Annotated in this window: 17 protein-coding genes; 12 read left to right on the plus strand and 5 right to left on the minus strand. The window is 71.3% G+C overall.

Annotation, left to right across the window (positions count from 1 at the left end):
* Nucleotides 1-80: 80 nt before the first annotated feature.
* Complete coding sequence (locus UA74_RS26410; protein ID WP_198042862.1) at nucleotides 81-1,241, minus strand: MFS transporter; 1,161 nt, start codon at nucleotides 1,239-1,241, stop codon at nucleotides 81-83.
* Nucleotides 1,242-1,331: 90 nt separating this feature from the next.
* Here UA74_RS26410 and UA74_RS33140 point away from each other — a divergent pair, with 90 nt between their 5' ends.
* Together UA74_RS33140 and UA74_RS26420 are read left to right on the plus strand one after the other, a co-directional pair.
* Nucleotides 1,332-1,697: a YidH family protein gene (locus UA74_RS33140; protein ID WP_075742633.1), complete on the plus strand. Its 366-nt coding sequence runs from the start codon at nucleotides 1,332-1,334 to the stop codon at nucleotides 1,695-1,697.
* Nucleotides 1,694-2,026: a YidH family protein gene (locus tag UA74_RS26420; RefSeq protein WP_075742634.1), complete on the plus strand. Its 333-nt coding sequence runs from the start codon at nucleotides 1,694-1,696 to the stop codon at nucleotides 2,024-2,026. Before UA74_RS33140 ends, UA74_RS26420 begins: the two co-directional genes overlap by 4 nt.
* Before the next feature lie 580 nt (nucleotides 2,027-2,606).
* On the opposite strand, the gene UA74_RS26425 is transcribed toward UA74_RS26420, so the two are convergent.
* Nucleotides 2,607-6,137: a BTAD domain-containing putative transcriptional regulator gene (locus tag UA74_RS26425; protein ID WP_075765667.1), complete on the minus strand. Its 3,531-nt coding sequence runs from the start codon at nucleotides 6,135-6,137 to the stop codon at nucleotides 2,607-2,609.
* 144 nt (nucleotides 6,138-6,281) lie between these two features.
* Here UA74_RS26425 and UA74_RS26430 point away from each other — a divergent pair, with 144 nt between their 5' ends.
* The 10 genes from UA74_RS26430 (at nucleotide 6,282) to UA74_RS26475 (ending at nucleotide 22,483) form a co-directional block, all read left to right on the plus strand.
* The gene (locus tag UA74_RS26430; RefSeq protein ID WP_075742636.1) at nucleotides 6,282-7,160 is read left to right on the plus strand and encodes an alpha/beta fold hydrolase; all 879 of its coding nucleotides are present in this window, start codon (nucleotides 6,282-6,284) and stop codon (nucleotides 7,158-7,160) included.
* A 338-nt stretch (nucleotides 7,161-7,498) separates the two neighbouring features.
* Nucleotides 7,499-9,115: a helix-turn-helix domain-containing protein gene (locus tag UA74_RS26435; protein ID WP_075765668.1), complete on the plus strand. Its 1,617-nt coding sequence runs from the start codon at nucleotides 7,499-7,501 to the stop codon at nucleotides 9,113-9,115.
* 132 nt (nucleotides 9,116-9,247) lie between these two features.
* Nucleotides 9,248-10,375 carry an alanine dehydrogenase gene (gene ald, locus UA74_RS26440; RefSeq protein ID WP_075742638.1) on the plus strand — a complete coding sequence of 376 codons (1,128 nt, stop codon included), beginning with the start codon at nucleotides 9,248-9,250 and terminating at the stop codon, nucleotides 10,373-10,375.
* Between the two features lie 395 nt (nucleotides 10,376-10,770).
* Nucleotides 10,771-11,178, plus strand: a complete 408-nt coding sequence (locus UA74_RS26445; protein ID WP_157434461.1) for a hypothetical protein — start codon at nucleotides 10,771-10,773, stop codon at nucleotides 11,176-11,178.
* A complete protein-coding gene (locus tag UA74_RS33145; RefSeq protein ID WP_075742639.1) occupies nucleotides 11,175-11,768 on the plus strand; it encodes a hypothetical protein in 594 nt (197 codons plus the stop codon). The genes UA74_RS26445 and UA74_RS33145 overlap by 4 nt, the downstream gene beginning before the upstream one ends.
* A gap of 145 nt (nucleotides 11,769-11,913) precedes the next feature.
* Entirely contained in the window at nucleotides 11,914-13,146 is a 1,233-nt protein-coding gene (locus tag UA74_RS26455; protein ID WP_075765670.1) for an ATP-binding cassette domain-containing protein, read from the plus strand.
* Nucleotides 13,146-14,033, plus strand: coding sequence for an ABC transporter permease subunit (locus tag UA74_RS26460; protein ID WP_075742641.1), 888 nt, complete (start codon nucleotides 13,146-13,148; stop codon nucleotides 14,031-14,033). The genes UA74_RS26455 and UA74_RS26460 overlap by 1 nt, the downstream gene beginning before the upstream one ends.
* 240 nt (nucleotides 14,034-14,273) lie before the next feature.
* On the plus strand, nucleotides 14,274-18,080 hold the full coding sequence (locus UA74_RS26465) for an ABC transporter transmembrane domain-containing protein (protein WP_404800001.1): 3,807 nt from the start codon (nucleotides 14,274-14,276) through the stop codon (nucleotides 18,078-18,080).
* Between the two features lie 154 nt (nucleotides 18,081-18,234).
* Nucleotides 18,235-22,068 (plus strand): multifunctional oxoglutarate decarboxylase/oxoglutarate dehydrogenase thiamine pyrophosphate-binding subunit/dihydrolipoyllysine-residue succinyltransferase subunit, encoded by a 3,834-nt coding sequence (locus UA74_RS26470; RefSeq protein ID WP_075742643.1) that lies wholly within the window; start codon nucleotides 18,235-18,237, stop codon nucleotides 22,066-22,068.
* 235 nt (nucleotides 22,069-22,303) lie between these two features.
* Nucleotides 22,304-22,483, plus strand: coding sequence for a DUF6104 family protein (locus UA74_RS26475; protein ID WP_075744266.1), 180 nt, complete (start codon nucleotides 22,304-22,306; stop codon nucleotides 22,481-22,483).
* A gap of 63 nt (nucleotides 22,484-22,546) precedes the next feature.
* On the opposite strand, the gene UA74_RS26480 is transcribed toward UA74_RS26475, so the two are convergent.
* The 3 genes from UA74_RS26480 to UA74_RS26490 all read right to left on the minus strand — a co-directional run bounded on the left by UA74_RS26480 (nucleotide 22,547) and on the right by UA74_RS26490 (nucleotide 23,699).
* Nucleotides 22,547-22,888, minus strand: coding sequence for a hypothetical protein (locus tag UA74_RS26480; protein ID WP_075742644.1), 342 nt, complete (start codon nucleotides 22,886-22,888; stop codon nucleotides 22,547-22,549).
* On the minus strand, nucleotides 22,878-23,351 hold the full coding sequence (locus tag UA74_RS26485) for a hypothetical protein (RefSeq protein WP_083683668.1): 474 nt from the start codon (nucleotides 23,349-23,351) through the stop codon (nucleotides 22,878-22,880). Before UA74_RS26485 ends, UA74_RS26480 begins: the two co-directional genes overlap by 11 nt.
* A gap of 123 nt (nucleotides 23,352-23,474) precedes the next feature.
* Nucleotides 23,475-23,699, minus strand: a complete 225-nt coding sequence (locus tag UA74_RS26490; RefSeq protein ID WP_157434462.1) for a hypothetical protein — start codon at nucleotides 23,697-23,699, stop codon at nucleotides 23,475-23,477.
* Between the last annotated feature and the right edge of the window lie 180 nt (nucleotides 23,700-23,879).

Raw genomic sequence — 23,879 nt, forward strand, 5'->3', positions numbered from 1 at the left:
GGCCGGGAGAAGCTGCTCAGCGGAGTGCGGGCGGGCGTCATCGTGCAGGCGTCGCCGCAGCAACGGTCACCCGCGGCCGCTCACCGCGCCGCGCGGTCGTGGATCGCGCCGCCGACGGTGGCCAGCAGCAGCGCCGCAGCCACGGCGAAGCCCGCCGCGAAGCCCGCGTACTGCACGACGATCCCGATCATCGCGGCACCGAGGCCGGTTCCCGCGTCGAAGGCGATGTTCCACTGCGTGCTCACCGAGCCGAACTCCTGCCGGTCGACGCGGTGGAACATGACCACCAGCGTCGCGTTCTGCGCCACCCCGAACCCGAGACCGAAGAGCACCATGCCGATGAGCAGCAGCGGACCGCCCGTCCACGCCGTCACGGCCAGCCCTGCCACCCCGGCGAGCACGGCAGGCAGGAGCAGGCGTCCGTTGCCGAATCGGTCCCCGGCGAGTCCGGCCACCCAGCGCGAGCCTGCGGCACACACCTGCTGGACGAGCAGGGCCAGCGAGGCCAGTCCGGCGACGTCGGCCGCAGCGAGCGGCACGAAGGTGACCACGGCGCCCGAGGCCAGTGAGAACGCGAGCAGCAGCTGGAAGGGTCGACGCAGATCGCCGTCGAGCAGGCCGCGCAGCACGCCGCGTCGGCGGGTGTCGACGGCGGGTGCGGGCGCTCGCATCGCGGGCAGGGCCGCCAGAGACAGCAAGGGCAGCACGGCTGCCAGCAGGAACACCGAGGCATAGCCCGCCTGATCCGCCAGCAATACGCCCAGCGGCAGCCCTGCGACGCCTGCGATGCCCACGGCACCGCCGTACAGGCCGGCACCCTGCCCCCGCCGCGACGGCGGCACCAGTTCGGCGACCAGCGCCGAGAAGGCCACGGTGACGATTCCGAACCCGAGTCCGCGAACCGCAGAGACCAGCAGGATGACGCCGAGCTCGGCGGACAGCACGAGCAGCGCCGTCGGGGCGCCGAGCAGCACCGCCCCCGCCGCGAGCATCCGCCGGTAGCCGAAGCGAGCCAGCATCCGAGGCATGAAGAGCTGGAGAACGACGGTGGCGAGCATGAACACACCGGTTCCCGCGCCCGCGCCGAACGGACCCGCGCCGCCCTCGGTCGCGTACTGCGGGACGACCGACAGCAGCAGGAAGAAACTCGGGAAGACCGCCAGCGTGCCCGCCAGCAGCCAGACGAGCGACGGACTCCAGACGCTGACGGCGCGCTCCGGCCCGCTCACCTCGTGACTCACTGCCGCCACGCTAGTCGACCAGGCTCCGCCGTCACGGCAGGCCCCGGTCCGAGGCGGGCGCAGTGGGCAGGCGGCGTTACCGTGACCTGCATGGGACGACAGCGGCAGCGTTGGCCCCGCCGGGTGTACGGGGTCGGCGCGGAGCCAGATCCCCGGTTCAGCCTGGCCAACGAGCGCACCTTCCTCGCCTGGCTGCGGACCGCGATGGCGTTGACGGCGGGCGGTGTCGGGCTGGACGTCCTCGCACCGGAGCAGACGTCGTACCTGGTGCTGGCCGTCGGGCTCGTGCTGACCGGAATGGCGATGAGCGTGTTCGGACTGCTCCGATGGATGTCGGCCGAGCGGGCGCTGCGCACGGGCGCGCCGCTGCCCGCCCTGTCCGCGGGCGTGCTGTTGGTGGGCGTGACGCTGGTGTTCGGCGTGTTCATCGTCGTCGTGCTGGTCGCGAACCGATGACCGCACGTCCTCGAGACGAGGTGTGGGATCTCGCACAGGCCGAGCGGACGGCATTGTCCTGGCGCCGGACCGCACTGGCCTTCGTGATCCTGGCGCTCGCGCTGGTCCGGCTGGTGGCGGGCGTCGGCGTGCCTGCCGCGTCGATGCTGGCGGCGCTGTGCGCGGCAGGCGTGGGCGCACTCCTGGTGCTGACGCTGCGGCGTTATCGCCGGACGACGGAGCGGCTGCACCGTGCCGAGCCGCTGCCCAGCGGCAGGCTCCCCCTGCTGTTCACGCTCGCGACGGTGCTACTCGGGCTGCTCGGGGCGGGCTGGATCATCCTGATCTGATCTCCCCTCGGGTAGGGCGACGCGCGGCCTCGAGACGCGAGGACGCCATCGAGCGGTCTGCGGAGTCGTAGCGGCGACGGCGGGCTTCCGGCGCCGGTCGAACCGTCGGCTCGGCGCCGGAAGGCACCGGCCGCGCGCCGGGCAGACGGTGGCCTCCGCAGACGGTGGCCTCCGCAGGCGGTGGCGGACCGGGCACGAGGTCTGGTGACGCGCCGCGAACGACGTGGGCACGGCACACCGGATTCGCAGGCGGCGGGAGACGGCATCATGCGGCCGGCCGCCACCCGCGAGTCCACACCGGCCGAACACCCGCATCACGAGACAACCGCAGACCCGGCAGCGGCGCAGCACGCACGAGGCGGTGCCGACGTCGCGCGCTGGGCGCCGCCTGCCGCTGCCCGAGTCGGCCCGTGCTCAGGTCCCGACGCTCAGAGCCTGTCTTCGATCCCCACTTTCCTGTTGCGCGGGGCAGGCAGCGGCGATCTGCGGCGTTGTCGTCAGTCAACATCACTTTCGTTATGCCTCCTTCCTCCGCCTGGCAGCTCAGCCACGCTGATCTCCGCTCACGACTCCAGGAGGATCAAGGACAGGCTCTCAGGCGGTTCAGCGCGGCGAGGGCGGCGGCGGTGAAGCGCGGTGATCGGGCGCGGGTCGCGATCGTGTGTGCCTGTCGGTAGTGGTCTGCTGCCCGTTCGACCTGTCCCAGGGCGGCGGCGAGGTGACCGAGGTGTTGTGCGGTGGGGCCGAGGGTGAGCAGCCCGCTGCCTGCCCCCGCGAGTTCTCCTGCAGCCGGGAGCAGTCGTTCATAGAGCCGTGCCATCGTCGGCCGGTCGGCTGCCCTGATCGCGATCATGGCGTGCAGGCAGGTACGCGCCTCGAACAGCAGATCGGGTGGGGAGTCCGGCACCCTGCCTGCGACGTCGAGCGTCCGAGAGCCCTCGGCACCGCCCCGCGTTCCGTCGGTGGACGCGGTCAGCGGGCGGGCCCAGCCCGCGTAGGGGCCCCAGTCGACGTCGGCGAGGTCCGACGGCACGGCCGGGGCGCTGAGACTGAGCAGGGCGAACGGGAGCAGGCCGTCTTCCAGGCCCGACATCCCGCTGCCGGTCAGCCGGGCGGCGGCGGCACGGTAGGCGGCCCCGGCCTCCGCCGCTTCGCCGGTCACCGCGAGCCGGAGGGCGGCGTACCACTCGGTGAACACGCCGACGAGCGGGAGTTCGTAGCGCTCGGCGAGCCGATCGACCTCGGCGGCGTGTCGGTCGGCGGCGTCGAGGTCGGCGAGGGCGGCACGGGCCTGGATGAGGATCAGGTGTCCGAGCACCGCGAAGGTCACCAGTCCGTCGTGGCTCGCCGCGAGCGCGAGCAGCTCCTCGCCCATCGCGGCGCGCTGCGGAGCCAGGCCCGCTCGGCGGAAGGCCTGCATGAAACGGCCGTTGAGGGCGTAGGCGAGCAGAGCGGGATCGCCGACACGGCGGGCGATGGTCTCGGCCTCCCGCGCCGCCTCCTCTCCGCGTGGGCCGGCGTCGGCGCGACGCTCCATCGCGATGGTGATCAGAAGGCGAGCCCGCTCGACGACCCGGTCTGCGGGCAGGACCGGCAGCGTGCGTTCGGCGGCGGCCGTGACCGACGCCGACAACGCGGGGTCGTCGTTGGCCGTCCAGATCGCGGGCACGTCGAAGGAGCCGATCACCTCTGCGGTCAGCAGCGGATCGCCGAGGCGCTCCGCCACGTCGATCGCCTCGGCACGGTGCCTGCGGGAGGACCCCAGGTCGCCGGTCACCGCCATCGCCTTGACGAGGCCCATGACGGCCGTGAGTCGATCGCGGGGGTCGCCGTCCGCGCGGTCCAGGGCGGTGACCGTCTCCTGCCACCACCGGGCCGCCTCGTGCGGCACGAGACGCTGCTCCGCCCGGAGCGCCGAGGCGCGGGTGTACCGCGCCGTCCGGGCTGCGGGCACCCGGCCGCCCGCTCGCAGGAGGTGATAGGCGATCGTCTCCACGGCGCCGGGGCGGGTCGCCTCGATGATCTCGGCGACGGCCGCATGCCAGGCTGCCCGGCGCGCACGAGGAACGTCCTCGTAGAGCGCCTCGCGGACCAGCGCGTGGGCGAACCACACCCGGTCGGCGTCCAGCTCGACGAGGAAGCCCGCCAGCAGCGCCGACTCGACCGAGTCCAGGACCAGCTGCTCGTCCCCGACGAGAGAGGTCAGCACGTCGAGTTCGACCTCGAGCCCGATGATCGCGGCCTGCCGCAGCGGGGTCCGCGCCTGCTCGGGAAGTCTGGTGAGCCGGTGGCGGATGACGTCCCGCACTCCTGCGGGCACCGCGAGCGCCGCCCGATCTCTCGGGTCCGCGCCGACTCCTGCCTGCGCACCGGTGTCGCCCTCCCAGAGGCGGATCAGTTCGCGCACGAAGAACGGGTTGCCGGAGCTGCGGCGATGAATCAGCTGCGCGTCGCGGGCGGACGGCTCGCGGCTGGTGACCGCCGAGATCAGCTCGCGTACCTGTGGTTCGGTCAGCCCGCCGAGGTAGATCCGGATCGGTTCGCTGCGGGCGGCGCGGCCCAGCGCCTCGGTCAGGGCGCCGGTGATCTCGGTCGACCGGTACGTGCCGAGGATCAGCACCGGGCCGAGGTCGCGATCAGCCGCGAAGGAGGTCAGCAGGGCGAGGGTTTCCTCGTCCGCCCAGTGCAGGTCGTCGAAGACCAGCAGGACCGGTCCGTTCGCGGCGATGCGGTTGGTCGAGGCGGCGATCGCGCGATGGCGATGAAATCGGGCCGAGACGGGATCGTCGGCCGCGGACGGGGGCGACGGCCAGGCGGCGGGCGGGTCCCCGATGGCGAGGCCGAGGACGTCGGGGTCGGGTTCTGCCTGCTCGGCGTGGCCGGTGGCGGCGTGTGCGCGGGCAGCGGCATCCGCGACGGCGGAGCCCGCCTCGGCCACCGGGCCGTCGCCGAACGCGGCCCCGTGCCCTGCCTGGACGAGGCCCGCGCGCACCTGCGTCCACGGCCAGGCCGACGGGGCGCCGCGCTGCTCCGGACTGGCACCCCAGGCGTGGGTCCAGCCGAGGGCGGCGAGCCGGGCGGTCAGCACCCGGGCCAGCACGGTCTTGCCCGCGCCCGCCTCTCCGGACAGCAGCACGAGGCGCGGCAGGCCGGTCTCGGCGACGGCCGCCGAGGTCGCGATCAGCTCGGCCAGCTCGGCGGACCTGCCGACGAACGGAGGCTCGGCCGGATGCGGCTCGCCGACGGACGCCAGGCCGGGGCCGGGTGTCTCCTCGGTCGGCGGCGCCGCCGGGGCCGAGGTGCGGGGGTGTGACGGAGGACCGGGACGAGCCGCCCCGTGAGGCCGAGCGTCGAGGTGCGGCGCCTGGGCGAGGATGTCCGACTCCAGCCGTCGCAGGTCCTCGCCGGGGTCCACGCCGAGTTCGGAGCGCAGCGTCTCCCTGGCCCGGCGCAGCGCGGCCAGCGCATCGCCCTGGCGCCCTGCTCGATACAACGCCAGCGCGAGCAGTCGCCAGCCGTCCTCCCGCAGCGGATGCTCCGCGACGTGCGCATCGAGATCGGGCACCGCCTCGGCGGCCCGACCCGAGGCGACGGCCGCCTCGGCGCGGCGGACCACGGCCAGCAGGCGCAGTTCCCCGAGCCTGCTCGCCTCGCCACGCGCCCAGTCCTGCTCGGCGAACTCGGCGTAGGCAGGCCCTCGCCAGAGTCCGAGCGCCTCGTTCAGCAGTACGCGGGCCGCGGCGGCCCGGCCGTCGGCGAGGAGCGCGGCGGACTCGACGACTGCGCGCTCGAAACGCCAGGCGTCCACCGCCGACGGCTCGGCCCGCAGCGCATAACCGGGCGACGACGTGACCAGCAGCCGGGACGGGGTCCGAGCGGGGCGCTGGGGCTCCAGGGCCTTGCGCAGCGCTCCCACGAAGGTCTGGACGGCACCGAGCGCCCCGGCGGGCGGGTCGGTCCAGAGATCGTCGATGAGCCAGGTGACCGGAACCGTCCGGCCTCTGGCGACGAGCAGCCGGGCCAGCACCGCGCGATGCCGCAGGCCACGGAGGTCGACCGGCCCCTGCTGGTTCGCGGCCTCCAACGGGCCGAGCACCCCGAAAGTCACCATCGCCGCCCAACCTAGCCGCCCCGGCGCCCCTCGGCGGGGCGGCCGGGTCGGCGGCTGATCCGGCACTGATCGCGGCTGATCGGCCGCTGATCGAGGGCCGAGAGGGTGCCTTCGTACGAGCGAACAGGTTAGAAGGGATTCGACATGACACCGCAGATCACCGGTTTCACCCGGCAGCAGGTGGCCGTCGCCGACGGGGTGACGCTCAACGTCGCCGTGGGCGGTTCGGGTCGCCCCGTCGTGCTCCTGCACGGCTTCCCCCAGACTCACCTGATGTGGCGGCACGTCGCCGCCGACCTGGCCGCCGATCACCTGGTGATCTGTCCCGACCTGCGCGGCTACGGCGACAGCGACAAGCCCGTCGACACCGACGGGCAGACCTACTCCAAGCGCACGATGGCCGCCGACGTCGTCGCGCTCGCCGAGGCGCTCGGGCAGGACCGTTTCGCACTGGCGGGTCATGATCGGGGTGCGCTGGTCGCCATCCGCGCCGGGCTGGACCACCCCGACAAGATCACGCACCTTGCCTCGCTGGACGTCCTGCCGACGCTGGACATGTGGGACGTCATGCACGGCGCCTCCGCCTCGGTCGGCTTTCACCTCTACCTGATGGCGCAGCCGCCGGGCCTGCCGGAGGCCATGATCAGCGGCGCGGCGGACGCCTTCTTCGGACACTTCCTCGACGAGTGGGCCACCGATCCGACGGCGATCCCCGCCGACGTCCGTGCCGCCTACCTCGCGGCAGCCCGCGCGGCGATCCCCTCCATCGTCGCCGACTATCGGGCTTCGGCGACCGTCGACGTCGAGCACGACGAGGCCGACCGCGAGGCAGGCAACCAGCTGCGGATGCCCGTCACCGTGCTGCAACAGGACTGGGGAGCGGCGCTCGGCTTCGACGCCGTGAGCCGCTGGCGTGCCTGGTCCTCGGACCTGACGCACGAGACGGTGTCCTGCGGGCACTTCATGGCCGAGGAGGGCCCCGCCGAGGTGGTCCGTGCCCTTCGCGACCTGCTCGCCAGGTAGGTCGCGCGTCCGGCACCGCCGCCGTCGCAGTGGACCAGCGGGCTGCGGGCGCGGACCGCGCCGGGGCAGGCGCCGTTCTCCGAGCCGAGACGGGTCGAATCCGCCGTTCCCGGCCCGGAACGGGTCCTCGACCGCGTCCGCGCCGGGTGAATCGTCGCGGTTCGGCCCCGAGGCGACCGCAGGCCTGGTTTCCTACTGCCTGCGCACCCGCCGGGAACCACTCGCCCCGACCACGGTCCGGGGCAGTCGTCGGCGGCGGTGCCTCGGCGACCGGGTGGGGGCCGACGCGAGGCCACCGCCGGGGTGTGGCGGCTGGTGGCGGCGAAGCGGGAGGCCGGATGATCACGGTATCGGGTGTGGTGGACCGGATGGGCGCCACGCTGTTGCGGTCCAGGTCGGCGACCGGCCTCGGCCGCCAGGTCGCGGACGTGGTCATCGTCGAGCCCGGCGACGCGCCGAGTCCGGGAGCCGGCGAGCTGTTGCTGGGCGTCGCGGTGACGGCGGCGGCCGGGGCCTCGGCCCTGGTCCGAGCCTGCGCGGAACACCATGCCGCCGGGGTGCTGCTCAAGCCGCCGCTCGCGGCAGACCCGGAACTGCGCGCGCTGGCCGAGCGGTTGGGCACCGCGCTGGTGGAGGTGTCCTCCGATGCGGCCTGGGCTCAGGTGACCTGGCTGCTGCGCACCGTCCTGGACGCGGCGGCGTTGTCGGACTCCGAGGTCGCCGAGCCCCGAGGCGATCACGGCGCCGCGGCGGGCGACCTCTTCACCCTGGCCGACGTCGTGGCGGCGATCGTCGACGCGCCGGTCACGATCGAGGACGCTCAGTCCAGGGTGGTGGCGTACTCGGCGCGGCAGGATCGGACAGACCCGGCGCGGGTGGCCACCATCATGGGCAGGCGGGTGCCCAACGACGTCCTGGCCAGGTTCCGATCTCGAGGAGTCTTCCGCAAGCTCAGCCGAGGTCGCAGCACGGTCTTCGTGCCCGCGCAGCCCGACGGCACGCTGCCCCGGTTGATCGTGCCGATCCGGATGGGCGGCGAGCTGCTCGGCTCGATGTGGGCGGTCGTGCCGGGTCCGGTGACGGCCGAGCGTGCACTGGCCTTCGCGGACGCGGGTCCGGTGGTGGCGCTGCGGCTGCTGCGGTGGCGCGCCACGGTCGACGCCGACTCGGCACGACACACCGAGCAGGTGCGGCTGCTGCTGCACGGCGGCGAGGGCTGGCGGGCGGCGGCCGCCGAGCTGGGCTGCGACTCCGGACGGCATCGAGTCGTCGCGATCGACGCGGCAGGCCCGCAGGCGACGCCAGCGGCCCCGGGGTCGCCTGCGGCAGAAGGTGCGCGGCTGGCCATGCGACAGCACCTCGTCAGGGGGATCGGCCGGGCCCCGGTGGTCGCGGAACTCGGCGGGGTGCTCTACGCGGTGATCGCCCAGCGGGCGGGCGGCAGCGGGCATGATGCCCTGCGCGACTCGCCGCTGGAGCCCGCGAACCCGGTGGCGCTGGCGGTGGGAACAGCCGTCGAGGCGGGCGAGCTGTCACGGTCGCGGGAACAGGCAGCTGAGCTGCTGGGCCTGTTGCGCGCCGGGCTGCTGCCGGGGGTGGTCGCCGTCTGGGAGGAGTCCTGGTCCGCGCTCGTCCTGCACCGGCTCGCCTCGGCGGCGGCCAGGGTCGATCTCGACGAGCTGGGCCCGCTGCGCGAGCTGGCGGCGCAGGACGCTCGGCACGGCACCCATCATCTGGCGACCCTGTACGCCTGGCTGCGGCATCCGGGAGACCCGAGAAAGGCGGGCGCCGAACTCGGCATCCATCCCAACACCCTGCGCTATCGGCTCAAACGACTCCACGGTGTGACCGACATCGATCTGACTGACCCCGAGGTGCGACTCGCACTGGTGACGCAACTCACGGTGCGTCATTGGGGTCGACCTGGATCCGGCCCCTTGTCCGCCCAGGACTAAGGATTCGCTGATCATCCGTGCTGCGGGAACGATGACACGCAGGCAGGCGAGGCGGCATCGTGGCCGCACGCTGCGGCCACCGCCGCAGGATCGCCACCCGCACCGCTTGAGACGGAATGGAAGGAATCGACCATGAAGATCGCCGTTCCCCGTGAGATCAAGAACCACGAGTACCGGGTCGCCCTCACCCCGGCAGGCGTCCATGAGCTGACCGGTCGAGGCCATGAGGTGCTCGTCGAGAGCCAGGCGGGCAGTGGCTCGGGCATCGCCGACGCGGACTACTCGGCGGCGGGGGCGAAGATCGTCGACTCCGCGGCGGAGGTCTGGGCGCAGGGCGAGCTCGTGTTGAAGGTCAAGGAGCCGCTCCCGGAGGAGTACCCGAGGCTGCGCCGCGATCAGGTGCTGTTCACGTACCTGCATCTCGCCGGGAGCCGCTCGCTCACCGAGGCCGTGCTCGCCTCCGGGGTGACCGGCATCGCGTATGAGACCGTGCAGAGCGCGGACCGCACGCTGCCGCTGCTCGCACCGATGTCGGAGGTGGCGGGCAGGCTGGCCCCGATGGTGGGCATCAACGCCCTCCTGCGCCCGGCGGGCGGACGGGGCATCCTGCCCAGCGGCGTGCCGGGGGTGCCGCCCGCACGGGTCGTCGTGATCGGGGCCGGGGTCGCGGGTCTCAATGCGGCGAGCATCGCCGTCGGTCTGCAGGCCGACGTCGAACTGCTGGACACCAACGTCGCCCGGCTACGCGAGATCGACCGCGACTACCGGGGCAGGCTGCGCACCATCACCGCCAACAGCTACACGGTCGCCCAGGCCGTGACCGAGGCGGACCTGGTGATCGGCGCCGTCCTGGTCCCCGGCGCCAAGGCCCCCAAGCTCGTCGACAACGACCTCGTCGCCCGGATGCGGCCCGGCTCCGTCCTCGTCGACATCTCGATCGACCAGGGCGGCTGCTTTGCCGACTCCCGCCCGACGACCCACGACGACCCCACCTTCCGTGTGCACGACTCCCTCTTCTACTGCGTCACCAACATGCCCGGCGCCGTCCCCCACACCTCCACCCACGCCCTCACCAACGTCACGCTGCCCTTCGTGACGAAGCTGGCAGATCAGGGCTGGCGGGCGGCCTGCGCGGCGGATCAGGCCCTGGCGGGCGGCCTGACCGTGCACGAGGGGGCGTTGATCAACGAAGCGGTGGCCGAGGCGCACTCGATGGAGCGCACCGACCTCGTCGAGGTCCTCGGCACGTCGAGGACCTGAGTCGCCGTCGTCGGGCTCGAGACGACCAGCCGGGCCAGTGGGGCCAGCCGGGCCCGACAGCGTGGCGCGACGGTCGCGTGGCCCGGCGGCGATCAGCCGCCAGGCGGCGCGGTGTCGAGGAACGCCTGCGGACGAAAGCCGCGACGGCGGTCGGATGATGAGATGAGGAACGCGTAGGGGCGGCCCGCTCAACCAGCCTGGGGGTCACCGGGAGCGAGCCGCCGACACCAGTCTAAGCCCACCGAAGCCCGAAAGCCGAGCCGGACCGGGCGGAAATCGTGATCTCGGCCGAGAAAGCCCCGTTCAGCCCAGAATCAGTAGGGCAAACGGGTGAATTTTTCTGCACAGGGGTGAAGTAACCGGGTGTCATCGCCGATGTCCCGACGATGGATGTGGTGGATAACTCAACCGGGGGACAGGCGCCCTCGCCGCTGCCGAATCAGTCGCCCGCGACCGGTGCGGCGCCTGCGGCGGCACTGCCTGCCGAACCCGACGCCGAACCCGACGCCGACTGCGGCTGCCGACTCGACACGGCCGACCGGGCCGAGGAGGGGCGCGCGGCGCAGGGTCGGCCCGGTGATCCTTCGACCGAGACCGACCCCACGGACGAGGGGCGAGCCTGGTGGGTCGCCTGCCACGACCCGTTCGGCCGAGACCGCTCGGTCACGGTACTGGTCGAGGGCTCCGAGATCGCCGTCATCTCGCCGCCCGGCGCAGGCGCGGTGATGTCCGCCCGCCAGACGCGGCGGCTGCGCAGCACACTGGACCGCGCGGCCAGGACGGCCGGGAATCGTCGCCCATGAGCGCCACGGAGAAGGCACTCAGGCATGCGGTGCTCGCCCGGCTCACGATGCTCGACGAGGCTGCGGAACGCGAGGACGTCGACATCCTGGCGCCACTGGCCCGCGCCGAGCTGCAACGGCTGGCAGACGGCTGGCGGCTGCTGCTGACCGTGCATCAGCCGGACGAGGACGGCCGCTGCCGCGCCTGCCCGTCCGGCTGGCGACGGCGGCGCTGGCCGTGCAAGGTCTGGCTGCTGGCCCACCGACATCTGATCGGTGACGGCGACACGCACGGGAAACGACGGCGACCGCTGTCGCGCACGTTCGCCCGCGCCGCAGGCCGCGAGACGGCCGCCGCCGGGAATGAGACGACCGGCCGGGGCGCACCGAACGAGCCGAACCACGGCGCGCCCGGCATCGCCGAGGTCGGGGGCACCACCGTTCCGCCTGTCGAGGCAGACCGGACGGTCGCCGCCGACGCCGCCTCCGCCTCCGCAGGCGACACCGCACACGGGAGCCTCTCGGCTGCGGCCGCGGGCCCGATTCATCGCGCGAAGGTCGTCGAGCGCACCTCGCCGCTGATCCGCAGGCTCTCCCCGCACGGTCCCTGACCGTCAGCCGGTCCACGGCAGCATTCGGATGATCTTCCTCGTCCCGATCTCGAAGCCCGCCGATCGGTTTCTGTCGAAGCGTCCGATGCCGTTCTGGCCGATGAGGCAGGATGACGCCTGACATCCCTACGTCAGGGGAGGACATGTGCACGACGGCACCGGCCGAATCGTTGTGCAAGGCCTGACCAAACAGTTCGGGCCGGTCACAGCGGTACAGAATCTGGGCTTCACGGTGGAGCCCGGCACCGTCACCGGCTTCCTCGGCCCCAACGGGTCGGGCAAGACGACCACGCTGCGCATGCTGCTCGGGCTCGTGCGCCCGACTGCGGGCCTGGCGACCGTGAACGGGCGTGCCTTCGAGCAGCTCGGCAATCCCGCCAGGGTGGTCGGCGCGGTGTTGGAGGCCCAGAGCTTCCATCCGACGCGGACAGCCCTCAATCACCTGCGCAGCTTCGCCGCCGCGATCGGGGCGCCCGACCGAGTCGTCAACGACGTCCTCGGTCTGGTCGGCCTGCATCAGGCCGGGCGACGCAACACCAAGGGCTTCTCGCTGGGAATGCGGCAGCGGCTCGCACTGGCGACCGCGCTGCTCGGCGATCCGCAGATCTTGATCCTCGACGAGCCGTCGAACGGTCTGGACCCCGAGGGCATCGCCTGGCTGCGCGGCTTCCTCCGCGACTTCGCCTCGCGCGGTCGGACGGTGTTGATCTCCAGCCACCTGCTGCGCGAGGTTGAGCAGACCGTCGATCAGGTCGTGATCATCAGCCGAGGTCAGTCGATGTACCACGGCTCGATCGACCAGCTCCGCGCCCAGCGTCCCAGCCGCGTCCTCGTGCAGGCCGACGACCTCAACAAGCTGGTCGGCGCGTTGCAGGAGGCAGGCCACGGCAACATCGAGAGCACTCCGGACGGGCGGCTCGCGGTCAGCGGGGTCAGTCCGAAGCAGGTCGCCGACCTGGCGCTGAAGGCGGGCGTCGCGATCTATGGCATCCAGGAGGAGCACGTCGACCTGGAGTCGCTGTTCCTGGAGATGACCAGCGGGCAGTACACCGGCGCCCCCGGCTTCGGTGCGCCGCCGCATCAGCCGCATCAGCCACCCCCGCCCGGCTGGGGCCCACCGCCGGGCAGCGGTGGATTCCCGGCGGCCAATCCCTATCAGCCCAATCCCTATCAGCCGAACCCCTATCAGCAGCCCGGCGGCCCGCAGGGCACGTACCAGCAGGAGGGCACGTACCAGCAGGGTCCGCCGCAAGAGGGGCCGTACCAGCAGGGTCCGCCGCAAGAGGGGCCGTATCAGGCGGGTCCGCCGCAGCACAATCCGTACGAGCAGCCGCCCGGCGACCAGGGGCAGTCGGACGGGTCCGGGGGTAACCACTGATGAACAGGCTCATCCAGTCTGAGATTCGCAAGATCTTCACCACCAACCTGTGGTGGGGACTGCTGATCCCGGCGGGTCTGCTCTGCTTCCTGCTGTCCCTGTTGGGCGGCACGGCGGGCAGCATGTTCGGCTCGGCGCTCACCACCGAGGTTCCGGAAGCGGAGTTGGAAGGCATCTCCGGCTTCACCAGCCTGTTCACCTCGATGACCTTCACGACGGGTCTGGTGGCCACCGGCCTCTTCGCAGGCATCTTCGGTGCGTTGGGCATGGCGGGCGAGTTCCGCCACAAGACGATCACCACCACGTTCCTCGTGTCGGACTCGCGCAGTCTGGTGCTCACCGCGAAGGTGATCGTCTACGCCGCGATGGGCGCCCTGTACGGGCTCACCTCGGTAATCCTCGGCTCGCTCGGCGCCGGCATCGGCTCCGGCTTCCGCGACTTCCCCGACATCGGCGTCTGGCTGCTGATCAGTCTGGTCGCCGTGGTGGTGATGGCGTTGTGGGCCGTGCTCGGCCTCGGCCTCGGCGCGCTGATGACCAACCAGGCGGGCGTGGTGCTGACCCTGGTGCTCGTCGTCCTGCTCGGCGAGGGCCTGATCGCCACCCTCTTCGCCGAGATGGGCGTCGACGGCGTCGCCAACTACCTGCCGGGCGGTTCGGCCTCGGCACTGCTCTTCGGTCTCGCGATCTCGCTGAGTCTTCAGCAGCTCTTCGCGAGCGTGCCGGAGGCGGGCGACATGGATCAGCTGAACAGCGAGGTCCCGGAGGCACAGGCCTTCACGGACATGGCGTCGCAGTGGTGGGTCTCCGGACTCGTGTTCGTCGTCTGGTGCGCCGTGTTCCTGCTGCTCGGGATGCTGGCGAACAACCGTAGGGACGTCAGCTGATCCCGATGTCGACTCGGTGAACCGCGTCCGTCGGATTCGATGTCGACCGGGCCGGGCGGGGTCGACCCCTCGTGATCGACGTCGTGGTTCGCCGCCCGGCCCCCGGTGCGACTCGTGGACGGGTGATGACGAGCGGTGAACGGGTGGGAGGCACCGGTCTGGACCTAATCTGGATCAGTGCCTCCCCTCACGCCGAGCGCCACCTCGGAGAACCGAAGCGGATCCGCAGACCCCGGTTGGCTGCGGCGGTTGAGCACCGCATGCTGGCGCCATCGCCGGACCGTGCTCCTGTCCTTCATCGCCTCCGTCGTCGGAGTCGGCCTTGAGGCACTGATCCCCCTGCTCACCCGCGAGGCGGTCGACGGGGCGGTGGCGGGGCGCACCGACGGGCTCTGGCTGATCCTCGGCGTGATGGTCGTGTTCGGCCTTCTGCGGTTCGGCACCGCCTTCGTTCGGCGTTACGAGGCGGGCAGGCTCGCGCTGAACGTGCAGCACGACCTCCGCCAGGCGGTGTTCGCCTCGGTCACCCGCTTCGACGGCGGCAACCAGGACAGCATCCGCACCGGACAGATCGCCTCGCGGGCGATCTCGGACCTCCAGCTGGTGAACTCGCTGCTGTCGATGGTCCCGCTGGCCACCGGATCGCTGGTGTTCGCGGTCGTCTCGCTGGGCGTGATGGTCTGGCTCTCCCCGCTGCTGACCCTGCTGGCGCTGGTCGTCCTGCCGCTGGTCTTCATCGAGTCCCTGCGCACCAGACGGGTGCTCTATCCGGCCACCTGGGCGGCACAGCAGCGGGCATCCGAGGTGGCGCAGCAGGTCGAGGAGACGGTCACCGGGGTCCGGGTGGTGAAGAGCTTCGGCCAGGAACGGCGTGAGGTCGCCACGCTGGAGGGCACCGCGCGGCGGCTGTTCGGGGATCGGATGCGGGCCGCCAGGCTGACCGCGCGCCCGGCGGCCACCCTCGCCGCGCTGCCCGCACTGGGCCAGGTCGGCGTGCTCGGCGTCGGCGGCTGGCTGGCGATGAACGGCGACATCACCCTCGGCACCTTCCTCGCCTTCACCACCTACATGGTCGGCCTCGTCGGCCCGGCCAGGATGTTGTCGAGCCTGCTGGTCAGCGCCCAACTCGCCAGGGCCGGGGTGGAACGGGTCTACGAGCTGATCGACTCGCAGCCCGACGTCACCGAGGCCCCGGACGCGGTGGACCTGCCTGCGGGCGGGCTGGCCGTCGAACTCCGCGACGTCCGGTTCGGCTACACCCGGAAGGATCCGGTCCTGGACGGCGTCTCGCTGCGGATCGAACCCGGCGAGACGCTGGCGGTGGTCGGCCCGGCCGGGTCGGGCAAGTCCACCGTCTCCCTACTCCTGCCTCGTTTCTACGACGTCCACGACGGTCGGGTCCGCATCGGCGCCCCGGGGGAGGAACAGGACGTCCGTGCGCTGCGGACGGCCTCGCTGCGCGGCTCGATCGGCGTGGTCTTCGAGGAGGCGTTCCTCTTCTCCGACACCGTGCGCGCCAACCTGGCCTACGGCAGGCCGGACGCCACCGACGCGGAGATCAGGGCCGCCGCGCTCGCGGCGGAGGCGGCGGGGTTCATCGAGGAGCTGCCAGACGGGTACGAGACGCGGGTGGGTGAGCGCGGCCTCTCGCTCTCCGGCGGCCAGCGTCAGCGCATCGCGCTGGCTCGCGCACTGCTCACCGATCCGAGAATCCTGGTGCTCGACGACGCGACGTCCGCCGTGGACGCGGTGACGGAGGCGGCGATCCACGACACGCTGCGCTCGGTGACGGCCGGGCGCACGACGCTGCTGATCGCCCACCGCCGGTCGAGCCTGTCTCTCGCGGACCGCATCGCGGTGCTGGATCGCGGCCGCGTGGTCGACGTCGGCACCGAGGAGGAGCTGCTCGCGCGCTGCCCGCTGTTCCGCTCGCTGCTGGCCCACGGCGCCGCGATCGAGTCCGCCCCGGATCAGGCCGGGCGGGACGGGTCGACCACCGAGCGGGCCGGGCAGGAGACGGCGAGCCGTCAGAGCCCGCCGGGCGTCACCGCCGCCCTGTGGCCGCAGACCGAACCCGAGGAGGCCGCCCGATCCGCCCAGCTCACCGGAACCGACTTCTCGACCTCGGGTGCGGCCGGACGGTCGAGCGGCGCCGTCCGGGGCGGGATGCGCGCGGCGGGCGGCTCGTCGTCCCTGTTCGGCGGCATGGTCCCGACACCGGAGCTGCTCGCCCAGGTGGATCGGCTGCCGCCGGTCCGGGACGAGCCTCGGCTACGGGAGGAGGACCCCACCGCGCCCGACCCGAACTTCCGACTGCGCAGGCTGCTGCGGACGGTGCGGGGCCCGCTGGCGCTGGCGATCCTGCTGGTGAGCCTGGACGCGATCGCCTCGGTGGTCCTGCCGAGCCTCTTCCGCTACGGCGTCGACTCCGGGGTCACCGACCGCGTCGCGTCCGCCCTGTGGTGGGCGACGGCGGGCGGGGTGGTGATCGTGGTGGTCTCCTGGCTGACCGTGGCGTTCCAGACCGTGGTGGCCGCCAAGGCGGGCGAGACCCTGCTCTATCTGCTGCGGGTGCGGACGTTCGCTCATCTGCAACGGCTCGGGCTGGACTACTACGAGCGCGAGCAGGCCGGTCGGATCATGACGCGGATGACCACCGACGTCGACGCCCTGTCCCAGTTCCTCCAGACCGGACTGGCCGGCGCGGTGGTGAGTCTGCTCACACTGTTCGGCATCATCGGCGCACTGCTGATCACCGACCCGTCCCTAGCCGTCGTGGCGTTGGCGCCGCTGCCGGTGCTGATCCTCGCGACCGTGATCTTCCAGCGACTGTCGTCGCGGGCCTACACGCAGGCCAGGGAGCAGGTCAGCGCCGTGAACGCCGACCTGCAGGAGAACGTCTCGGGCGTGCGGGTGGCGCAGGCGTTCAGCCGCGAGTCGCGCTCGGCGGCGAACTTCGCCGCCCGCAGCGACACCTACCGGACGACCAGGCTGCGGGCGCAGCGCTACATCGCGGTCTTCTTCCCGTTCGTCGCGCTGCTCTCGGACGTGGCGCAGGTGGCCGTGCTGGGCGTCGGCGCGTTCGCGGTGGCCGAGGGGAGCCTGAGTCCCGGCATCCTGCTGGCGTTCCTGCTGTACCTGCGGCTGCTCTTCGGCCCTGTGCAGCAGCTGTCCAGCGTGTTCGACCTGTATCAGCAGGCCAAGGTGGGTTTGCGGCGCATCCGCGAACTGCTGCGAACACCGCCGTCGGTGCCGGAGCCCTCGACGCCGCTGCCGGTGCCCGAGCGGCTGCGGGGCGAGGTGGAGTTCGTCGACGTCGGGTTCGCCTACCCCGGCGCGGACCGCAAGGCACTGGACGGCGTGTCCCTGCGGGTCCGTCCCGGCGAGCGAGTGGCGCTGGTGGGCGCGACCGGCGCGGGGAAGTCGACGCTGGTCAAGCTGCTCGGGCGGTTCTACCAGACGGAGGAGGGCCGCATCCTCGTCGACGGGGTCGACATCCGCGATCACGGGCTGATCGACTATCGCAGTCACCTCGGCGTCGTGCCGCAGGAGCCCCATCTGTTCAGCGGGACGGTCGCGGACAACATCGGCTACGGGCGGCCCGCCGCCACGCAGGCCGAGATCGAGGCGGCGGCACGGGCGGTGGGCGCGCTGCCGATGATCGAGTCGCTGCCGAGGGGCTTCCGCCAAGAGGTCGGGGAACGCGGCGGCAGCCTGTCGGCAGGGCAGCGCCAGCTGGTCTCGCTGGCCAGGACGGAACTCGTCCAGCCCGACCTGCTGCTGTTGGACGAGGCGACGGCCGCGCTCGACCCGGCCACCGAGGCCGTCGTGCACGCCGCCGACGACCGGCTGGCCGCGACGAGGACGACCTTCGTCGTCGCACACCGACTGGCGACGGCGGCCAAGGCCGACCGGATCTACGTGTTCGACCAGGGGCGGATCGTCGAGCGAGGCACGCATCACGAGCTGCTCGATCGGGGCGGCCGGTACGCCAGGCTGTGGAAGGCGAACGCCGTCGCGGACCGAGACCAGTCAGTCACCCCGTGAGACGTCGACGGTGCAGAATCGATACAGTGATCGATCCTGTGACGGAGTCGTCGGGTGCATGCACCAGTCTTGTAACAACCACATCTTTGGGAGGATTAGCCTAGGAACAGTGTCTCAATAACCCCTAGCAGACGGATCGAGGCGAACGGGAGCCGTGTCCAGCAGCACCCCTGCGTCACAGTTCGGCCCTAACGAGTGGCTGGTCGAGGAGATGTACGAGCAGTTCCTCACCAACCCGTCATCAGTAGACCCCGCGTGGCACGACTTCTTCGCCGACTACAAGCCCACCCAGCGGACGGGACGAGACGGCCGAGAGTCAGCCGAGCAGGTCGGCGGGACCTCATCGACGGGTACCACCACCCAGACGAAGACCGGGCAGCAGGCCGCGTCCGCACAGCGGAACGGACAGCGAGAGCAGGTCGCGACGACGGCGCCCGCAACCCCCGCGACGACAACCCCCAAGACGACGACTCCCGCAGCGGCGAAGAGCAGTCCCGCCGCCACCGACTCGCAGAAGACGATGAGCACAGCGACCTCGACTACCGCCTCTTCCACGCAGACCGCGACGCAGCCGACCGGCAAGCCGTCCCCGCAGAAGGCCGCGACCAAGACTCCGGTCAAGGACAAGGACGACAAGCCGGCGGGCGAGCAGCGCAAGCCGCTGCGCGGCGCTGCGGCAGCCATCGCCAAGAACATGGAGCAGTCGCTCACGGTCCCGACCGCGACGAGCGTGCGGGCAGTGCCCGCGAAGCTGCTGTTCGACAACCGCATCGTGATCAACAATCACCTGAAGCGGACGCGGGGCGGCAAGGTCTCCTTCACCCACCTCATCGGCTACGCGATCGTCCGGGCGCTGGAGAGCTTCCCCGGCATGAACCGCTTCTACGCCGAGACCGCGGGCAAGCCGACCGTGGTCACCCCGGAGCACGTCAACCTGGGCCTGGCCATCGACCTGCCCGGCAAGGACGGCTCGCGTTCGCTGGTGGTCGCGTCCATCAAGGGCTGCGAGGGCACCACCTTCCTGCAGTTCTGGCAGGCCTACGAGGACATCATCCGCAAGGCCAGGACCGGCAAGCTCACGGCGGACGACTTCGCAGGCACCACGATCTCGCTGACCAACCCGGGCACCATCGGCACCAATCACTCGGTGCCGAGGCTGACCGCGGGACAGGGCACGATCGTCGGCGTCGGTGCGATGGAGTACCCGGCGGAATTCCAGGGCAGCAGCGAGAAGGCGCTGGTCAAGCTCGGCATCAGCAAGATCATGACGCTGACCTCGACCTATGACCACCGGATCATCCAGGGCGCCGAGTCCGGCGACTTCCTGCGGCGGGTCCACCAGCTGCTGCTCGGCGAGGACGGCTTCTACGACGACATCTTCACGTCGCTGCGGCTGCCGTACGAGCCGGTGCGCTGGGTCAGCGACATCCCCGAGGGCGCCGTCGACAAGACCGCCCGCGTGCTGGAGCTGATCGACGCCTATCGCACCCGAGGCCACCTGATGGCCAACACCGACCCGCTGAACTACCGGCAGCGGCGCCACCCCGACCTGGACATCCTGTCGCACGGGCTGACGCTGTGGGACCTGGACCGGGAGTTCGCCGTCGGCGGCTTCGCGGGCAGCGAGCGGATGAAGCTGCGGGACGTCCTCGGGGTGCTGCGCGACTCCTACTGCCGCACCGTCGGTGTGGAGTACATGCACATCCTGGAGCCGGACGAGCGGGAGTGGCTGCAGAAGCTCGTCGAGGTGCCGCACCGCCACCCCGACGCCGCCGAGCAGAAGTACATCCTGTCCAAGCTCAACGCCGCCGAGGCCTTCGAGACCTTCCTCCAGACCAAGTACGTCGGGCAGAAGCGGTTCTCGCTGGAGGGCAGCGAGACGGTGATCCCGCTGCTGGACGCGGTCCTGGACAAGGCCTCCGAGCACGAGCTCGACGAGGTCGTCATCGGCATGCCGCACCGAGGCAGGCTCAACGTCCTGGCCAACGTGGTCGGCAAGCCGATCGCGCAGATCTTCCGCGAGTTCGAGGGCAACCTCGACCCCGGACAGGCGCACGGCTCCGGCGACGTGAAGTACCACCTCGGCGCCGAGGGCAAGTACTTCCGGATGTTCGGCGACGGCGAGACCACGGTGTCGCTGACCTCGAACCCCTCGCACCTCGAAGCGGTGAACCCGGTGCTGGAAGGCATCGTGCGCGCCAAGCAGGACATGATCGACAAGGGCGAGAACGGGTTCACCGTGCTCCCGGTCCTGCTGCACGGCGACGCCGCGTTCGCCGGTCAGGGTGTGGTGGCCGAGACGCTGAACCTGTCGTTGCTGCGCGGCTACCGCACCGGCGGCTCGCTGCACGTGATCATCAACAACCAGGTCGGCTTCACCACCGCCCCGGAGCACTCGCGGTCCAGCCAGTACTCCACGGACGTCGCGAAGATGATCGGCGCCCCCGTGTTCCACGTCAACGGCGACGACCCCGAGGCGTGTGTCTGGGCGGCGAAGCTGGCGGTGGAGTACCGGCAGGCGTTCGGCAAGGACGTCGTGATCGACATGGTCTGCTACCGGCGTCGCGGCCACAACGAGGGCGACGACCCCTCGATGACCCAGCCGAAGATGTACAGCGTCATCGACACGATGCGCAGCGTCCGCAAGACCTACACCGAGTCGCTGATCGGCCGGGGAGACATCTCCGTGGAGGACGCGGAGAAGGCGCTGCGCGACTACGCCAGCCAGCTCGAGTACGTCTTCAACGAGGTGCGGGAGCTGGAGAAGCACCCACCGACCGCCAGCCCCTCGGTGGAGTCCGAGCAGCTCGTGCCCGCCAAGCTCAACACCTCGGTCAGCGCGGAGACGATCATTCGGATCGCCGATGCCCACACCGAACTGCCGGAGGGCTTCACCCCGCATCCCAGGGTGAAGCCGGTGCTGGAGCGGCGCGGGAAGATGGCCCGCGAAGGCGCCGTCGACTGGGCGTTCGCCGAGTTGCTCGCGCTCGGCTCGCTGGTCAAGGAAGGCAGGCTCGTCCGGCTCTCGGGTCAGGACACCCGCCGGGGCACCTTCGTACAGCGGCACGCCGCGATCATCGACAAGAAGAGCGGCGCGGAGTACATCCCGCTCCAGAACCTGGCCGAGGATCAGGCCCGGTTCATGGCCTACGACTCGGCGCTGTCGGAGTTCGCGGCCCTGGGCTTCGAGTACGGCTACTCGGTGGCCAACCCCGATGCCCTGGTGCTGTGGGAGGCGCAGTTCGGCGACTTCGTCAACGGCGCGCAGCCGATCATCGACGAGTTCATCTCCTCCGGTGAGGCGAAGTGGGGGCAGCGTTCCGACGTGGTGCTGCTGCTGCCGCACGGCCACGAGGGGCAGGGGCCGGACCACACCTCCGGGCGAATCGAACGGTTCCTCCAACTCTGCGCCGAGGGCTCGATGACGGTGTCGATGCCGTCGACGCCCGCGAACTACTTCCACCTGCTGCGCAGGCACGCCCTCGACGGGGTGAACCGGCCGCTGGTGGTCTTCACGCCCAAGCAGTTGCTGCGGCTGAAGGCGGCGGTGAGCGACCTCGCCGACTTCACCGAGGGCAGCAAGTTCCAGTCGGTGCTGGACGACCCGACGGTGAAGGACCCGAACGCGGTGACGCGGGTGCTGCTGTGCAGCGGGAAGATCTCCTATGAGCTGAACGCCGAGCGGCTCAAGCGGGGCCTCACCGACACGGCGATCCTGCGGATGGAGCAGCTCTACCCAGTGCCGAGGCGCAAGCTGGCGGCGGCGCTGGAGCGGTACCCGAACGCACAGGACATCCGCTGGGTCCAGGAGGAGCCCGCCAACCAGGGCGCCTGGCCGTTCCTCGGCCTGAACCTCCCGGATCTGCTTCCGGAGCGGCTGTCGGGCCTCAAGCGCGTGTCGCGGCGGGCGATGGCCGCGCCGTCGGCGGGCTCGAACAAGGTCCACGAGGTGGAGCAGAAGGAGATCCTGGACACCGCGCTGAGCTGATCAGTCGCCGGTCTAGGCTTACCGGGTCGCGTCGGGCACTCCTCGGCGCGGCCCGGTTCTGTGTCCGGCCGAGGTGACTGCCTCGCCGGTCGACGAGTCGCCTGACCACGGTGCGGTCCGGCTGTCGGGTGGCTGTGGCGGCTCCGGCAGGCTGCGCCTGCGTCGTTCGGCCCGCCCGCTCTGCTACGCCGCAGAACCGATTCCCCGTATCCCCCACCCGTTGCCGGAGGCAGCGTTGTACTTCACCGACAGAGGCATCGAGGAACTCGAGGAACGTCGCGGTGACGAGTCGGTCACCCTGTCCTGGCTTGCCGACCGCCTCCGCGCCTTCGTGGACGGCAACCCCGAATTCGAGGACGCCGTCGAGCGCCTGGCCACCTATCTGGCCCGCGACGACTCCGACGACGAGGACTGAGCGCGTCGGCGTCCTCGCCCGGTGCGGCGACGCCTCTCGCCAGATGGTCTCCGCGACGGGCCGTCAGAACACGCAGGTGCCGGGGGCGACGCCGCCGAAACCCCGATACTCGATCCGCGCGATCACCGCAGACTCCCGCCCGACCCGCTCAGCCAGCCCCCTGCCCCGCTCCACCCAGGACCGTTCCGCCTCGGCGGCGGGGAAGGCCGAGCGGCGTCCGTCGATCGGGTTATAGGTCTGCTGGAACTCGTCGTCCCACACCCACAACTCCCGAACCAGCTCCGCACTCAACCCCAGGTCCTCACCCGCCTCCTCGATGCTGTGGTCGGTGGTCTCATCTCGCGGATGGTCGTAGTAGAAGGGATATTCGCCGTATCCCACGAGCAGGGTGACGTCATAGCTCACGGAAGTTCCTTCGGTCACGATTCGGTCGAACCTTCCTTCTCAGTCCCACAGGGTGCGCACCGACGATGAATCCGTTCTTCGAGACGTCGACCGCCACCCGGCGCGTACTGCCGTCGATCACGATCTCGTAAACGGGCCGGTCCGCACCGTGATAGCCGATCAACCTCCCACGCTCGATCACGGTGAACACGAGATCCACGATGCGTTCTCGCGGGGTGCCCAGTCTTTCGAAGTTGTCGACCTTCGCAGGTTCGAGGATGTGCGCGAGCCCCGCCGTCTTCGACCCGATCTCCAGCCAGGCGATGCGACCGTCGCGGAGACGCGTCATCCGGATGATCTTCTTCGGGTTGATCCTGGTGCCGTGGAGTCGGAGTTCGGCGACCCAGTCGGCGTAGTGGGCGGCGGCGTCGCCGACGGGAGCTGCGGAACCGGGATCGTGGCTGCGGCCATCGGTGTCGGTCACTTGTGCCGGGTCGGCGGATTCGGTGGCTCCCGTCGGCCGTGCCGCCGTCAGTGCGTCGTCGGCGACCCGGTGCCCGGCGATCCCGTGCCCGGCGATGGCCAGGCAATAGCGATCGAGGATGTCCTAAGCGCCGCCGATGGCCCCCGTACTGCGTCGCAGATCCTCCAGCGCCGCCGCAGCGCACTGTGCAGCCCCCACGACCTCAGGCCGGGTCGAACCGGTGGTGACGACGGCGAAGAGCGAGTCCCCCTCGACGAGCGCCTCCTCCGCCCGCTCGACGGCCCGCCATGCCTCACCCAACAGCTCATGCGCGCGCCGGAGCCGTTCGACCACCTCCATCACCGTCACGACATGCCCCCTCACTCTCCGCGTGCGTCCGATCTTGGCGCATTCGGATCACGCGACGGCAGACGGGGGGTCGTGACGACCTCAGGGCTCCGAGGCCTCTCCCACGAACTGATCACGAGTGCACCGGCACGGCGCCCGGCTCCGGTCTGCGACAGACGGCGGCGGGGCGATCTCTCGTGC

This window comes from Actinoalloteichus fjordicus, assembly GCF_001941625.1.
GTDB classification, from domain to species: Bacteria; Actinomycetota; Actinomycetes; order Mycobacteriales; family Pseudonocardiaceae; genus Actinoalloteichus_A; species Actinoalloteichus_A fjordicus.